At 37.5% G+C, this 16059-nt stretch carries 16 protein-coding genes; 6 read left to right on the forward strand and 10 right to left on the reverse strand.

All coding sequences use genetic code 11. The features are described 5' to 3' along the window. Positions 1-8 precede the first annotated feature (8 nt). The 5 genes from smc to yycF form a co-directional block, all read right to left on the reverse strand. Positions 9-3554, reverse strand: a complete 3546-nt coding sequence (gene smc / locus DQM45_RS06920) for a chromosome segregation protein SMC (protein ID WP_003083218.1) — start codon at positions 3552-3554, stop codon at positions 9-11. Next, complete coding sequence (gene rnc / locus DQM45_RS06925; RefSeq protein WP_003085736.1) at positions 3555-4247, reverse strand: ribonuclease III; 693 nt, start codon at positions 4245-4247, stop codon at positions 3555-3557. A gap of 104 nt (positions 4248-4351) precedes the next feature. After that, entirely contained in the window at positions 4352-5164 is an 813-nt protein-coding gene (locus DQM45_RS06930) for an MBL fold metallo-hydrolase (protein WP_003084363.1), read from the reverse strand. Then, positions 5165-6523 (reverse strand): cell wall metabolism sensor histidine kinase VicK, encoded by a 1359-nt coding sequence (gene vicK / locus DQM45_RS06935; RefSeq protein WP_003082933.1) that lies wholly within the window; start codon positions 6521-6523, stop codon positions 5165-5167. It abuts the gene before it with no gap. After that, positions 6516-7226: a response regulator YycF gene (gene yycF, locus DQM45_RS06940; RefSeq protein ID WP_003084933.1), complete on the reverse strand. Its 711-nt coding sequence runs from the start codon at positions 7224-7226 to the stop codon at positions 6516-6518. The genes vicK and yycF overlap by 8 nt, the downstream gene beginning before the upstream one ends. 260 nt (positions 7227-7486) lie before the next feature. Here yycF and DQM45_RS06945 point away from each other — a divergent pair, with 260 nt between their 5' ends. From DQM45_RS06945 to DQM45_RS06960, 4 genes are read left to right on the forward strand one after another with little or no spacing between them, the layout of a single operon-like run. Further along, on the forward strand, positions 7487-8266 hold the full coding sequence (locus DQM45_RS06945) for an amino acid ABC transporter ATP-binding protein (protein WP_003083323.1): 780 nt from the start codon (positions 7487-7489) through the stop codon (positions 8264-8266). Positions 8267-8278: 12 nt separating this feature from the next. Continuing rightward, on the forward strand, positions 8279-9097 hold the full coding sequence (locus DQM45_RS06950) for a transporter substrate-binding domain-containing protein (protein WP_003083506.1): 819 nt from the start codon (positions 8279-8281) through the stop codon (positions 9095-9097). Positions 9098-9114: 17 nt separating this feature from the next. Then, entirely contained in the window at positions 9115-9819 is a 705-nt protein-coding gene (locus tag DQM45_RS06955) for an amino acid ABC transporter permease (RefSeq protein ID WP_003085779.1), read from the forward strand. 15 nt (positions 9820-9834) lie between these two features. Then, positions 9835-10482 (forward strand): amino acid ABC transporter permease, encoded by a 648-nt coding sequence (locus tag DQM45_RS06960; RefSeq protein WP_003084630.1) that lies wholly within the window; start codon positions 9835-9837, stop codon positions 10480-10482. A gap of 51 nt (positions 10483-10533) precedes the next feature. Here DQM45_RS06960 and DQM45_RS06965 read toward each other — a convergent pair whose 3' ends face one another. The 5 genes from DQM45_RS06965 to dhaK form a co-directional block, all read right to left on the reverse strand. Then, positions 10534-11559: a DUF3114 domain-containing protein gene (locus DQM45_RS06965; protein ID WP_003084434.1), complete on the reverse strand. Its 1026-nt coding sequence runs from the start codon at positions 11557-11559 to the stop codon at positions 10534-10536. Between the two features lie 113 nt (positions 11560-11672). Beyond that, positions 11673-12383, reverse strand: coding sequence for an MIP/aquaporin family protein (locus DQM45_RS06970; protein ID WP_003084424.1), 711 nt, complete (start codon positions 12381-12383; stop codon positions 11673-11675). 10 nt (positions 12384-12393) lie between these two features. Further along, a complete protein-coding gene (gene dhaM, locus DQM45_RS06975) occupies positions 12394-12768 on the reverse strand; it encodes a dihydroxyacetone kinase phosphoryl donor subunit DhaM (RefSeq protein WP_003082814.1) in 375 nt (124 codons plus the stop codon). Further along, positions 12768-13343 (reverse strand): dihydroxyacetone kinase subunit DhaL, encoded by a 576-nt coding sequence (dhaL, locus tag DQM45_RS06980; RefSeq protein WP_003083917.1) that lies wholly within the window; start codon positions 13341-13343, stop codon positions 12768-12770. Before dhaL ends, dhaM begins: the two co-directional genes overlap by 1 nt. A gap of 11 nt (positions 13344-13354) precedes the next feature. Further along, entirely contained in the window at positions 13355-14344 is a 990-nt protein-coding gene (gene dhaK, locus DQM45_RS06985) for a dihydroxyacetone kinase subunit DhaK (protein WP_003086083.1), read from the reverse strand. Positions 14345-14504: 160 nt separating this feature from the next. Between dhaK and dhaS the strand changes: the two genes are divergently transcribed. Together dhaS and dhaQ are read left to right on the forward strand one after the other, a co-directional pair. Further along, positions 14505-15044, forward strand: a complete 540-nt coding sequence (gene dhaS / locus DQM45_RS06990; protein WP_003085669.1) for a dihydroxyacetone kinase transcriptional activator DhaS — start codon at positions 14505-14507, stop codon at positions 15042-15044. Between the two features lie 8 nt (positions 15045-15052). Beyond that, positions 15053-16042 carry a DhaKLM operon coactivator DhaQ gene (gene dhaQ / locus DQM45_RS06995; protein WP_003083128.1) on the forward strand — a complete coding sequence of 330 codons (990 nt, stop codon included), beginning with the start codon at positions 15053-15055 and terminating at the stop codon, positions 16040-16042. The last annotated feature ends 17 nt before the right edge of the window (positions 16043-16059 follow it).

Here is a 16059-nt window from a genome sequence, read left to right on the forward strand (position 1 = left end):
ACCTATCTTTAATTTAAAAAGCTAAGTTTTTCTGAATCTTTCAATTTAACAGAGACTACTTTTGAAACTCCCGATTCTTGCATCGTAATCCCGTAAATACTATCTGCTGCTGCCATCGTTCCCTTACGATGGGTAACCACAATAAACTGACTATCCTTGTCAAAACGATTCAAGTAATCACCAAAACGTTTAACATTAGCCTCATCAAGTGCTGCTTCAACTTCATCAAGAATAACAAAAGGTATTGTTTTTACACGGATGATAGCAAAAAGCAGAGCTAGGGCTGAAAGGGCCTTTTCCCCACCAGACATCAAATTGAGAGACTGGATTTTCTTTCCAGGGGGTTGCACGGAAATATCAATCCCTGCAGTAAGCAAATCTCCATCAGTAAGAATGAGATCTGCAGAACCTCCACCAAACATTTGCTTAAAGGTTTCTTGGAAACTATTTCTAATAGCTTCAAAGGTTACTTTAAAGCGGGCTTTTACTTCTGAATCCATTTGGTGGATAGTATCAAGAAGCATATTTTTAGCCTTGTTAAGGTCTTCTTTTTGACCAATTAAGAATGTTAGGCGTTCTGAAACTTCTTCGTACTGCGCAATAGCATCGCTATTAACTGGACCAAGAGCTTTAATTTGTCGGCGGAGTTTAGAAAGCTTTTCTTTTGCTTGAGCCAAGTTCTCAACCTGGTGACTTTTAGCTTGAGCCTCTTCAAAGCTAAGTTGAAACTCTTCTGATAAGACTTTTGCATGAGTACGCAAGCGTCCTGAAACTTGTTCTTGTTCAGCTTCTAACCTACTCTGCTGTCGAATAAATACTTCACTTTTAGACTGTTCTTGCTGAAGCTTAACTTCTAATTCTTCCAGCTGTGCTTGATAATCTTCTGTTTCAAAGCGCAGACCTACCAATTTTTGTTCAACCTGGGTCTTACGCTCTGCAATTTCCAATAAACCTTCTTCTAAAGAAGGTAGACGGTCAATATCTTCTTCTGAAATATGGTTTGACAATAAGTCTTTTAGTTGAGCCACTTTTTCTTCTTTTATCTGTCGCTCGTTTTCCAATCTATCAAGGTTACTCTCTTCAAAACGCTTCTCATTAGCCAAGTCTCTTTGGCTTAACCGAGCTTGGGCAAGTTCTTCTGTTAAGGCAGCTTTTTTCTGATTAATTGTATCTTTATTACTCTTAATACTCTCAATTTCCTGACTTAAGCTATCTTTTCTTTGGTTAATCCTCTCAAGTTCTTGATCCAAGTGAACTTTCTGCGTTTGAAAATCACGCTCTCTGCTTTGAGACTGTATCTTAGTCATATTTGCTAAAATCTCTTGTGAATCAGTTAGACGCTCTTGCAATTGCTTTGCTTTAAAGGATACTTCTTGCTCCTCTTGACGAGCACGCTCTCCTGAATCTTTAAGTTTTAGGAGCTGATTTTCTGCTGCTTGTAAACTTGTTTGAATGTGTGCGACTACCTTTTCTTGCTCAAGAAGATGCTGATTTAACTCCCTTAAACTAACTTGAAGACTATCTATTTCTGGCTTTATAAAGGTGGTATTCGATTGTCGATTAGCTCCTCCTGCGAATGAGCCCCCTGGCCTTAATTCCGTTCCATCAAGAGTAACTATACGGACCTTATATTGCAAAAGCTTAGCCGCTTTGTTGGCATTGTCAATAGAATCAAAGATTAGGGTTGTATTCAATAAATTTTTAAAGATAACAGCTAAGTGACTGTCATAAGATACTAATGACTCTGCACTACCAAGGAAACCTGGGCTAGATTGCACTTGCCTTTCCTGACTTTCAGACAAGTAACGAGGTTTTAGGGTAGTAAGTGGTAAAAAGGTTGCTCGTCCTTGTTTTGTCCGTTTCAAAAAAGCAATGGCTTCTTTAGCGGCAGCTTCATTTTCAACAATAATATTTTGACTGCTTGCACCTAAAGCAATCTCTAAGGCTGTTTGGTATTTCCTGTCAAAACTTAAATGTTCACTGACAGCTCCTAAAATGCCTGACAACTGATTACTGGCTTGTAAAACTGCACGAACCCCTGCATAAAATTGACTGTGATTCTTTTGAATGGCTTCCAAACTATTCAGCCGAGCTTCTTTAGCTTTTTTCTGATCCAACAAATCAAAAAGCTTTCCTTGTTCGTCTTGATAACTTTCCTTTTGATCTTGTAGTTGACTCTTTTTAGCTTGGTAGTCTCCCAATAGTTCTTGAAGCTTTTGAGAACACTCATGATAAGCTACCAATAACGCTTGGTGCTCTTTTTCTAACATAGCAACATGTTTTTCTTGTTCAGAAAAAGCCTTAAGCTGATCTTCTTGTTCTTGATTGTCCTTTTCAATTTCAGAAGTCAACAAAGTTAGTTGATTGGATAAGCTTGCTTCCTTTTGCATCAGAGCTAAGTAATCTTCTCTTAGTTGTTCAATCAATTGGTCGGGATCACCTGAAAAACGTTGTAAGCTCTCTTGCAGTTCTTCTAAAGCCATTGTATTCTCATGGTTACTGACTACCAACTGCTCTAAAATCTCATGTTTTTGCTTCTCAGCTGATCTTAATATACTTATCTCAGCTTCTAACTCAGCGATTTGACTGCTGGCTTCTGCTTTTTTTTCATTTTTTTGACTTGTTTCTAGCTTGATGAGATCAATCTGTTTTTCAAGGTCAGCCAAAGCTCGTGTTAATTCTAATAGCTCTGCCTGCTTACTTTCAGTTTCGCGGTTCAGAGCTTGTCGTTTTTCTTTGAGCTTTTGGTTTTTTGCTTCCAGCAATTCTCGATGCTGGTGATATTCTTTTAACTCTTTTTGAAGTTCTTCTAAAGACATTTGAAGTTGGCTTAGTTGCTTTTTATCTTTTCTGACGTCTTCCACCAAGATTGACAGGTGCAAGACTTGACGCTCCCCCTCAAGCTGATTATACTCTCGTGCTACTGCCGCCTGCTTTTCTAAAGGACCTACTTGAGTTTCTAATTCATAAATAATATCATCTAAGCGATCCAAATTATCCTGAGTTTGGGTCAGTTTACTTTGTGTTTCTTTTTTTCGTGTTTTATATTTGAGTACTCCAGCTGCTTCTTCAAAGATTGCTCGTCTTTCTTCTGGTTTGCTGTTAAAAATTTCTTCAACACGCCCTTGAGAAATGATTGAGAAAGAATCTCGCCCTAAGCCAGTATCCATAAATAAATCATGAATGTCTCGCAAGCGAACTTTTTTACCATCGATGAGGTAATCACTGTCTCCATTTCGATAAATATGTCGCTCTACACGGATTTCTTTACCAGCAGCTTTAATAAACTCGTCTGAGTTGTCTAAAACAATGGCTACTTCAGCAAAATTAAGAGCATTACGGCTCTCAGTTCCTGCAAAAATAATATCGGGCATTTTACCGCCACGTAAGCTTTTAGCACTAGACTCACCCAAGGCCCAGCGCAAACTTTCAGTGATATTTGATTTACCTGACCCATTAGGACCAACAACTGCAGTAACACCTTTTTCAAATTCGATTTTGGTCTTATCTGCAAACGATTTGAAGCCCTGCATTTCAATTTTTTTTAAAAACATTTATTCCTCACTTAAGTGTTCAAGGGCTTTTTTTGCAGCATTTTGTTCAGCAATCTTTTTTGATTTACCGATTCCTCTGCTGATAACTTCTTGATTAACCAAGATAGCAACCTCGAATTGTTTAGCATGTGCTGGGCCACTTTCTTTAACGACTTGATAGTCAATTTGGACATCACCTTTTGCCTGCAAAACTTCTTGAAGGCCTGTCTTGTAGTCTTTGACTTTCTCAAAATTACCTTTTTCAACCTGCGAAATCATGACTTGATTAAGAAAAAGTCGGACTTCCTCAATTCCCTTATCTAATAGCAGTGCACCTAAAAAAGCTTCAAACAGGTCTCCTAGGATAGTATCACGATTGCGACCTCCTGATTTTTCCTCACCTTTTCCCAACTTAATATAGGTATCAAAAGAACAAAAGCGAGAAAAACCTGCTAAACTTTCTTCACGAACAATCATTGACCGTAACTTTGAAAGATCACCTTCAGGCTTATGTGGGTACTTTTTAAATAAATATTCTGAAATAATCAGTTGCAGAACGGCGTCTCCTAAAAATTCCAAACGTTCATTATGTGAAATGTTTAGGAGACGATGCTCATTTGCATAGGAAGTATGGGTAAAGGCTGTTTCAAGTAAGTCCTGATCATTAAATACAATATTAAAAGTCTCCTTGAGTAAGGCTTTAAGTTTTTTCATGATTTCTCCTTTTCAGTTAACTGCACATAGACATTCCTATTATAACAAAAAAAGCTGTGGGGTGCTTGTCCCACCAGCTTTTTTTCATCTTCAACTCATTGTGACTAAATATCTGTTAAGGAGCAAGCACTATCTGGCGATGTATCATATACTTTAAAGTCAGTTCCTACTGCTAAATCCGCCATCGCTAATTGATTTTCCATTGTCATGTGAGCTAATTCTTTTATGTTATTTTCCTTACTCAGGTGCCCAAGGAAAATTTTCTTAGTCTTATAACCTATGCTGCGAATCATAGCTCCAGCACCATCTTCATTTGACAAGTGGCCCTTATCAGATAAAATCCGCTGTTTTAAACTCCATGGATAAGAGCCTGATCTTAAAATCTCAATATCATGATTTGATTCAATCAAATAAGCATCTGCATTATCAATAATGCCAGACATACGATCACTCACATAACCAGTATCTGTTAACATAACAAATGATTTATTATCTTTCATAAAACGGTAAAATTGGGGATCTGCCGCATCGTGACTAACACCAAAACTTTCAATATCAAGATCTCCAAACGTCATGACCTTATCACGGTCAAAAATATATTTTTGATTCGAATCAATTTTTCCAATCATATTTCTATCATCAATAATCTGCCACGTTTTTTGGTTAGCATAAATATCAAGATGATACTTACGAGCAAGGACACCGACTCCTTTTATATGATCAGAATGTTCATGTGTAATTAATATAGCATCTAAATCTTCTGGCTTCCGATCTATTTCTGCTAAGAGACTGGTAATTTTTTTACCAGTCAAACCTGCATCAACAAGAATCCGTTTTTTAGGGGTTTCTAAATAGAAACTATTACCCGTAGAACCCGATGCTAAAATACTATATTTAAATCCTTCTTGTTCTAGCATTTAATCAATATCGTCCTCCCATTCATCAACATCATCTGACATCACATCTTTGTCATAAGGAAGAACAATTGTAAAGGTCGAACCCTTACCGTAATCACTTTTAGCCCAAATAAAGCCCTTATGTTGTTTGACAATCTCTTTTGCAATAGCCAACCCTAGTCCTGTTCCACCCTGCGCCCGGCTACGTGCTTTATCAACACGATAGAATCGGTCGAAAATTAAAGGGAGATCTTTTTTAGGAATTCCTAAACCTTGATCAGAAATGGAGATAATTAGCTGGCTATCAGTAGTTTTCATTTTAACTCGAATTTTACCTCCATCAGGAGAATATTTAATAGCATTATTTAAAATATTTTCAATGACCTGGGTCATCTTATCATTATCAATTTCTAACCAAATTGACTTTATGGGATAATCACGGATTATCTCATATGTCTTACCGGCAACTGTATTTTGGTTGCGAACCAAATCAAATCGATTTAAGATTGAGGTCATAAAAGCTGTAAAGTTAGTCATCTCAACGGCTAACGCTGTCACCTGATTATCTATTCGTGACAAATTCAAAAGATCGGAAATCATCCGCATCATCCGATTAGTTTCATCAAGTGAAACTTTAATAAAACTTGGAGCAATGTCCTCTTTTAAGGCTCCCTCATCAAGTGCTTCCAGGTATGATTTAACCGAAGTCAAAGGAGTTCTCAGCTCATGGCTAACGTTGGAAACAAAAAGACGACGCTCCCTTTCTTCTTTTTCTTGTTCAGTAGTGTCGTGCAATACGACGACCAAACCTGAAATAAAGCCACTTTCACGTCTATTCAGTGCGAAACGCAAGCGCAATGTGATAAATTCGCCTGTCTCATCACGCCGATTTATGGTAACAATTGGTGTTTGAGACACTAATTCCCTATAAGTATAAGGAGATTCACTACCCAAAAGATCAGTTATATTCTTTGTAAGGGCCTCCTCACGACTGATGTTCATCTGTTTTTGTGCTGTTTCATTAATCATCATAATCTGACCAGTTCGGTCAGTCGCTAAAACACCATCACTCATATAAGCCAAAATGCTAGCCAGACGATTCTTCTCCTGAGCTAAATTTTCATGGGTGAGACGAAAAACATCTGATAGATCATTAAGTTGTTCTGATAGGTCAATTAATTCAATGTCTGCTTTGCTATTAATATCATCAGTATAACGACCGTTAATCAAATCACGAATTTTGTGACTCATTTGTCTGATAATTTTAGCATTACGATAATCGCGAACAGCTAAATAAATAAAATAGATAGCAACAAAAATCAATAAGAAGAGTATTGCTAATTCAAATAAAGATAAATTTCCAACAATGTCTCTAGTCATGCTGTTTCATATAATAACCAACGCCACGTCTTGTCAAAATATATTCAGGACGGCTTGGTGTGTCTTCTATTTTTTCTCTCAAACGTCGTACGGTAACATCAACAGTTCTCACATCACCAAAATAATCATAGCCCCAGACGGTTTCTAATAAATGTTCACGGGTCATAACTTGCCCAATATGATTTGCTAAATGATGTAATAATTCAAATTCGCGATGTGTCAGTTCAACTTCTTTGCCATATTTTTTAGCCAAGAAAGCATCTGGTAGAATCTGGAGATTACCGATAGTTAATTCTTGATTTCCTGAAGAAGCATTTTCTTCAGCAACAGCTGTTTCAATCGTCTCAGTACGTCGCAAATGAGCTTTAACACGCGCTAGGAGCTCACGATTTGAAAAAGGTTTTGTCACGTAATCATCCGCACCGATTTCTAAACCAATCACCTTATCAAATTCACTATCTTTTGCAGAAAGCATGATAATAGGGATATGACTGGTTTTTCGGATTTCTTTTGCGACTTCAAGACCATCCATCTCTGGTAACATTAAATCCAAAATAACCAAGTCAGGTTTATCTTCTTCGAAGATTGTAATGGCTTCTCGGCCATCAAAAGCCGTCATAATATCATAACCTTCTTTGGTCAAATTAAACTTTATAATATCTGAAATAGGTTTTTCATCGTCTACAATGAGGATTTTTTTCATTAATTTATGTTCTCCTATTTATTTTTTGGTAATAAGGCTAAGACCTTAAAAAATTTTTGTGTATACACTCTTCCTATACTAATGTCTCTATGATTATACCAAATTTTATTGGCAAAAGACAATGCAAGCTATTATTTAGGTGATTTTCTTCACGATACTCTAAATATTCTGAAAATATTGACAAAGAAGTTTTCCTATGATAAAATAATTCCACTGTTCATATGTTAGATTTTCTAACATTTATTATAAAGGAGAATCTTATGGCACTCATTGAATTTAAAAACGTTAATAAGCATTATGGGGATTTCCACGCTTTAAAAAACATTAATTTAACTATCGACAAAGGACAAGTAGTAGTTTTATTAGGTCCATCTGGTTCTGGAAAGTCTACTCTTATTCGTACCATTAATGGCTTAGAAAAGATTGAAAATGGTAGCTTGATCGTTAATGGGCACCAAATTGTTAATAGTTCCGCCAAAGATTTAGTAACCCTACGTAAAGAAGTTGGAATGGTATTTCAACACTTTAATCTTTATCCCCACAAAACTGTGTTAGAAAATGTTACTTTAGCTCCTATCAAAGTTCTAGGACAGTCTAAAGCAGAAGCTGAAAAAATAGCTGAAAAATACCTAACCTTTGTTAATATGTGGGATCGTAAAGATTCTTATCCTTCTATGTTGTCAGGTGGTCAAAAGCAAAGAATTGCTATTGCACGCGGGCTAGCTATGCAACCTGAATTACTACTATTTGATGAACCTACTTCTGCTCTTGATCCTGAAACAATTGGTGATGTTTTAGCAGTCATGCAAAATCTTGCTGCCGATGGCACTAACATGATTGTCGTTACACACGAAATGGGATTCGCAAGGGAAGTTGCCGACAGGATTATCTTTATGGCGGACGGTGAAGTGTTAGAGGATACAACAGATGTTGCAGGTTTCTTTGATAATCCTAAAGAACCTCGTGCTAAGCAATTTCTAAGTAAAATCATTAACCACACCAGTGAAAAAGTCCAAGCTAAGAAAAAATCTCGCCCATAAGGAGGAGCCTAGATGACCTATAAAAAAAAATGGATTCTTTTAAGCCTTTTGGCTTTTTTCTGTCTATCTCAATTAACCTTACCAAGTGTCAAAGCTACTGAGAACAAGTGGGTAAATAGCTCTGCTATTAAAAAAATTAAAAAATCAGGTGTTTTGAGAATAGGAGTCAAGCAAGACGTGCCAAACTTTGGTTACTATAGCCCTAATAGTGGTCAATATGAAGGTATGGAAGTTGATATTGCTAGGAAAATCGCTAAATCACTAAAGGTTAAGCCTGTCTTTACTGCTGTAACTGCTCAGACACGTGAAGCCCTTTTGGATAATGGTCAATTAGATATTATCATTGCTACCTATACTATCACTCCTGAACGACAAGCTAGCTACTCCTTCTCTAAACCTTATTACCGCGATGAAATTGGCTTTCTCGTTAATACTTCTCAAAAAGTAGCATCAATCAAAGACCTAAACCACGCAACTATCGGTGTGGCCCAGGGATCAACTACTAAAGCTGCAATTGAGGAATATGCTAGAAACAAAAAACTCACATTTAAATTTGTTCAACTAGGATCTTACCCCGAATTAGCCATTTCTCTTTATGCTAAACGGATTAAAGCATTTTCTGTTGACAAATCTATTCTAACGGGCTATGTCAGCAAACAGTCACAAATTTTATCAGATGGTTTTAACCAACAATCTTACGGTATTGCTAGCTCAAAAACTAATCAAAACTTAACCAAGTATATCAATGAATTAATTACTAAATGGTCAACTGATGGTAGTTTGAAAAAAATCTATCGTAAATACCATTTGAAACCTGCTAAAGCTGAATAAGATGAAAGGAGCTAATCATGACCTATTTACTAACAGTTGAAAGTCCATTTGCTCTTTCAAAATGGCAAGCTTTTTTTGCAAATTTCCCTCTCTTTGCTAAAGCTTTTTTATACACTCTTGGCATGTCGATTGGAGCTTTAATTTTAGCCTTAGTTCTGGGGATTCTTTTTGGAGCCTTATCGACTTCTAAGAAAAAAGGCTATCGAACTTGTGCTCGAGTCTATGTTGAACTCTACCAAAACACTCCACTTCTAGTACAACTCGTTTTTGTCTATTACGGGTTAGCAATCATAAGTAATGGTCATATTATGATTTCAAGCTTCTTTACAGCAGTTCTTTGCGTTGGAGTTTACCATGGTGCTTACATTGCTGAAGTTATTCGTTCTGGTATTGAAGCTGTCCCTAAAGGGCAAATTGAAGCTTCTCTTTCACAAGGATTTACCTATGAACAAACGATGAGCTTAATCGTGCTCCCTCAGGCGGTGCGGACAATTCTACCACCGATGACTAACCAAGTCGTTAACCTTATCAAAAATACATCCATTGTGGCCATAATTTCAGGTGCAGATATTATGTTTACTGCTAAAGCATGGGCCTATGAAAGTACTAATTATGTCCCAGCTTTCGCCGGAGCAGCCATCTTATACTTCATTATGTGCTTCCCACTTGCCAACTGGGCACGTCGAAAAGAAGAAGCAAACAAAAAAACCTATTCAGTCTAATAAGGAGGAAAGTTCATGTCTCAATTATTTACAACCGCAAACCTTTCCTTTATTTTTCAAGGCCTAGGTCTCACTTTGTATATTTCATTTATTTCCATCGTTTTATCCACCCTTTTTGGTACCATATTAGCCATTATGCGTAACGGAAAAAACAAGTTTGTCAAATTACTAGCCAGTATTTATATCGAATTTGTCCGAAATGTCCCTAACCTCTTGTGGATATTTATCATCTTCTTAGTCTTTCAGATGAAGTCAACACCAGCTGGTATCACTGCTTTTACTGTATTTACCTCAGCGGCGCTAGCAGAAATCATTCGTGGAGGTTTAAATGGTGTAGATAACGGTCAGACAGAGGCTGGGCTAGCCCAAGGCTTAAGTCCTAGTCAAGTCTTTCTACTAATTGTTTTCCCCCAAGCTTACCGAAAAATGTTACCTGCCATCATTTCTCAGTTTGTAACAGTTATTAAGGATACTTCCTTACTATATTCTGTTATTGCTATTCAAGAGCTTTTTGGTAAGAGTCAAATATTAATGGGAAACTATTTTCAAGCTGACCAAGTTTTTGCCCTTTATGCTTTAATCACCCTGATTTATTTTGTTATTAACTTTACCATTTCAAGTCTATCAAGGCGTTTAGCAAAAAAATGGGCAAAGGCTAATTAAGGCTGTATTGACACAGTAAGTAGAAGGTTATATCAAAAGAGAAACTGAAAATCAGTTTCTCTTTTCTTTTTTAGTAAACAAGAGGTCAAACCATCTCAAAAAACGTACTTTCCAACAAAAGTAGAAACATCTTTTTTTAACATGCCTATAACTAGATAATCCTTTTCTGGCAAAAGCTCCCTTATGATTAAAATAGGATAACTCAAAATCGTTAATCTGGCCTTGTGACCTTTTTTTTACGATATGTTTTGGTGAACGATAATCTTTCAAAACCTCTCGTCTAAATAAGGGATCATGTCTCCTAACAGGATCAACATCTAAATCCCAGTGTCGTTGACCAGCTGTTCCATAATTAAAACTAGCACCATTGACAATCCCAGTCTCTGTTATGACTTCTGCATCAAGTTCATTTAAAAAACGGCCATTACTTGCTAAGATAAATTCGGTGTGAAACCCCATCAATATCTTGATATTATGAGAAACTTGATTGTCTGGAAAGCTAATCTGGTTACCCGTCATCTTCAACTTATTATGTAGACGCGACGATTCAGACAGTGAATAGTCGACAACATTTCGCCAAAAGGCAGGCCCCTTTTTGTGGCTTAAATAGTTTGCTAAAGCTTGACCATCTGTTTGCTGGTGTTTTCGATAATGGTGACGAAGATACTGCGCTTGCTGGCTCGAAATGACATAGCGAAATTGATGAATCCTTTTTTCTAATTTTCCCTCTTGGCAAAGCTTATCACCAGGGAATGATTTATCAACTAGGGTAGCCAAACTCGACCAAAAACAATCATCTGGACTCAAAGAAGGGTGGAAATGGCTTAATAAATGTCTTGTTTCATTAAGACTCCCACTTAAGTCACTTGGCATGGCAACCATGTCTAATAGTATTTTTAATAAAGCCCTACCTTCTAGAGTCTCACTGCTATAAGCCCAAAAACGCCTAAAAAGAGAGGAGCCAATACGGTAGTCTATATCGCCATGTAAAGCAACTTCCTTTAAAATTTCTATTGGCCATCCCAAATGGTATAATTGTTTGATTGTCACATACTTTTTGTGAAGGTCTACCTTCATTTGCCCCTCCTTTTAAAAAGCTTTTTACTATTATATCCCAAATTAATAAATTTCTCTTTTTTTTGATATTAAAAAACTAGGTCACGTGTGACCTAGTCTTACCCTTAATTTAATTACATTGTAGATAGAACAAGCTGATATAAAACTGCCCCTAAAGAACCACCTAAAATAGGAGCAACAACTGGAATCCATGCATAAGACCAATCTGACTCGCCCTTATTCGGAATTGGCAAGAGAGCATGTATCAAGCGTGGACCTAAGTCACGAGCAGGATTTATAGCATAACCCGTTGTGCCACCAAGGCCAAAACCAACAGCCATAACCACTAAACCAACAATGAGTGGGCCAAAACCAGCGGATAGTTTATTAGGGCCTAAAGACATAACTGTCATAACAAGAACTGCTGTACCAATAGCTTCACCTAAAAAATTAGACCATGTGTGACGAATGGCAGGAGCAGTTGAGAAACAGCCTAGAATTGTTGCTGAATCCTTAGTTTCTTGCCAATGAGGATAGTAATGCAAATAAACTAGGGTTGCTCCAAGCATCGCACCTAACATCTGGGCTACAATATAAGGAAGTACATGCACCCATGGGAAGGCACCTGTTAAAGCCAGCGCAATAGTTACTGCTGGATTTAAGTGAGCTCCACTTAAAAAGCCAACCATATAAACTGGGACAGCAACTGCTAGCCCCCAACCAAGAGTAATGGCAATCCAGCCACTTCCTTCTGCTTTAGTGTTTTTTAAACAGACAGCTGCCACAACACCATCACCTAATAATACTAGAACCAGGGTCCCTAATAATTCACCAATAAATGACATTCTCCAAACCTCATTTCTTTATTTCTAATTCTGATAATTGTTGCAAAATAGCTTCCTTATCAACACCAGCTTGAATTAAGGCAGCTGCCGTATAGGCTCCCTCAACGATAGGTACTTGCATAATCGATAATTCTTTATCTGTAAAGTCGGCTACCATTTCCAAATTCATACGGGCTGACCCTAAATCGAAAAAGGCTAGTAACTGACTCTTAGGATTTTGATCAACTACCATCTGGACTTGATCAAAACTGGTACCAATCCCACCATCTTCATGTCCCCCAACGCTTGTAATAGCTACATCTTTTGCAACTTCCGCCAATAAGTCCGTGATTCCTGAAGCAATGCCTTTTGAATGTGAAACAATAACAATACCTAAGTCCGACATTAGATCACCTCTGCTTCCAACATAGCTTCAAATAAAAGACCAGATGAATAAGAACCAGGATCAATATGGCCAATGGAGCGTTCGCCCACATAAGATGCCCGACCCTTAGTCGCAGCAATATCTTTGGTTGCTTCTACTGCAGACCAAATAACATCATTAGTCAATTGATTTTTCTTAAGAGCTTCAATGACTGCAATCCAAACATCAACCATTGTTTTCTCACCTTTTTCAGCTTTGCCACGTTTTTGAATCATAGCTAATCCTTCTGTAAGTAATTCAACAACGGACACATCCTTTGCCAGCTTAGCCATTCCCATAAAAGCCGACCCGTAAAGTGGCCCTGAAGCTCCCCCTACTTTACTAACCAGTTGCATGGCAACAACCTTATAAACATCAGAAGCCTTATCAAAGTCTTTACCATTAAGGTTTTCCATAACAGCTGCCATACCACGCGCCATATTACCACCGTGATCCCCGTCTCCAATAGGTGTATCTAACTCACTAAGATAATCTTTTTTAGCCTTTATTTTTTCGTCAAATAGGCGCATCCATTCTAAAACTTTTTGATAATCCATAACATCTCCTTTTACCAAGCTGGTGTAGTAACTTTAGCAGTTAAGGCTTCTAACCATTGGTCTGATTCAATTTTTATAAGAGTCAATGATAGACCAGCCATGTCCAAGCTCGTCATATAATCACCTAACTTTTTATAAGCCACATTGATGCCATATTCGGCCATTAATTTAGCTACGTCATTGGCGAATACATATTGTTCCATAAGAGGTGTGCTACCCAACCCATTGATAAGAAGACCATAATTTTGTCCTGATTCAAGTTGGAAAGCATCTGCTAACTTGGAAACCAGCTCTCTAGCTAATTCAGAAGAAGCTTTCATTTTTTCCTTTTTGTAACCAGGTTCACCATGGATACCAACTCCGTATTCAAACTCATCATCTTCTAGCACAAATCCTGGCTTGCCAACTTCTGGTACTGTCGCTCCTGACAATGCTAAACCAATTGTTTTGATATTTGGCACTAATGCATCAGCTAATTGTTTGATGTCTTCCAATGATTTTCCTTGATGCGCAGCATGTCCTAAAATTTTATGCACTAAAATAGTTCCTGCTACGCCACGTTTGCCTTGTGTGTAGAGACTATTTTCAACCGCAATATCATCATCAACAACAACACTCGCTACTGATATTCCTTCCATCTCAGCCATTTCTTGCGCCATTTCAAAATTCATAATATCGCCAGAATAATTTTTTATCACCATAAAGACGCCAGCTCCTTCATCAGCGGCTTTAATAGCTTCCAAAATTTGATCAGGTGTTGGTGATGTGAAGACGGCCCCACAGATTGCAGCTGAAAGCATCCCTTCTCCAACAAAGCCAGCATGTGAAGGTTCATGGCCAGAACCTCCACCAGAGATAATAGCAACCTTACCAGTCTTTTCAGCTTTACGAACAATAACATCATAACCATCCACTCGTTCTACTAAATCAGAATGGATAAAGGCAAAACCATCAAGCATATCTTGCACAATAGCTTCTGGTTGGTTCATAATTTTTTTCATTCGGGTTTCCTCCCATAAAATATTTTTTGTTTACGCTTTCATTCTATCTAAAAATAAAAACTTATGTAAGGGACAAAATTAAGAATTTGTCCTTATACTTTCTTCATTTCTTTTGATAAAGTATAATGAGGTTAAGATATTCTGTTTAAGGAGGCTAAAGGTGGCAACATCACTAATTACAAAAAAGAAAATCGCCAAGGCTTTTAAAAAAGAACTAGCCTATAAACCTTTTGATAAAATTTCTGTCGTTGATATCATGGATCAAGCTGGCATTCGTAGACAGACCTTCTATAATCATTTTCTTGATAAATATGAACTCCTAGACTGGATTTTTGAAACCGAGCTGCAAGAACAAGTGACTAATAACCTCAATTACATTACTGGCTTTCAACTGTTAGATGAGTTACTCTTTTACTTTGGTAATAACAAAACATTTTATGCTCAGCTTTTTGCTATTAAAGACCAAAACGATTTTTATAGCTATTTTGGTGACTATTGCTTGGTTTTATTAGAAAAAATTATAGCTGAACAAGAACTTAAAACAAAACTTAATCTAGAAGCCAATTATCGCTCTTTTCTCAAAACTTATCATTCAAGAGCATTGGCAGACATGATTAGAGCATTTGTAATCGATAAGCAAATGCAACCACAGACAGATTTGATTAAAAAAACAATTCTCTCTAGTATGACAGAAGGGTAGGAAACATGATGGTTACGATTTCAAATCATAAATATGTGATGATTGATCACTATATCAAAGGAATGCTTTCAGCACATCCTCACCTCGCTAAAGTACCTAAAAAACCGATTATCTATAATAAGGAATTCCGTTCAGACCTCATTCCAATCCTGTCTGGAGGAGGCTCGGGACATGAACCAGCACATATCGGCTTTATTGGCGATGGCATGTTAACAGCAGCTGTCTATGGCGACCTTTTCACTCCTCCCAGTTCTGAGCAAATCTTAGAAGCTCTGCGATTCCTTAACAAAGGAAAGGGAGTCTTTGTTATTATTAAAAATTTCGAAGCTGACATCCGAGAGTTTAGCAAGGCCATTCACCAAGCACGGCTTGAAGGAATTCCCGTTAGGTACATTATTTCTCACGATGATATCTCCGTTGAACCTAAAAAAAATTTTCAGATGCGCCACCGAGGACTAGCAGGGACAATTCTATTACATAAAATTTTGGGACAAGCTGCGCTTCAAGGGGCAGGGCTCAAAGAGCTGGAGCAAATCGGGTTTCATCTCGCCACTGAGATAGCAACTATTGGCTTTGCAACCAAATCACCCACCTTCCCAAATGCCGCGCTACCACTCTTTGAATTACCTGAAGACCATATCTCTTTTGGTATTGGAATTCACGGGGAAGAAGGCTATCGGACCGTTCCATTTACTTCCTCTGAACATTTAGCAGTCGAAATAGTCAATAAATTACAGATAAAATTCCATTGGCAAGAAGATGAGAAATTTATCTTGTTAGCCAATAATTTAGGAACAACAACAGAATTAGAACAAGGTATATTTCTAAACGACCTAGGACAATTGTTAGAACTTGAAGGATTAGATATAGCTTATCTCAAAAACGGTAAATACATGACCAGCCTTGATATGGCAGGAATTTCAGTGACCCTAGCTCGCCTAAAAGATCCCATCTGGCTAGACTACCTTAAGGCACCCACCAACGCCTTTGCTTGGTAAATTAATTGTAATATGGC

The sequence above is a fragment of the Streptococcus porcinus genome (assembly GCF_900475415.1).
In the GTDB taxonomy this organism is placed as follows: Bacteria; Bacillota; Bacilli; order Lactobacillales; family Streptococcaceae; genus Streptococcus; species Streptococcus porcinus.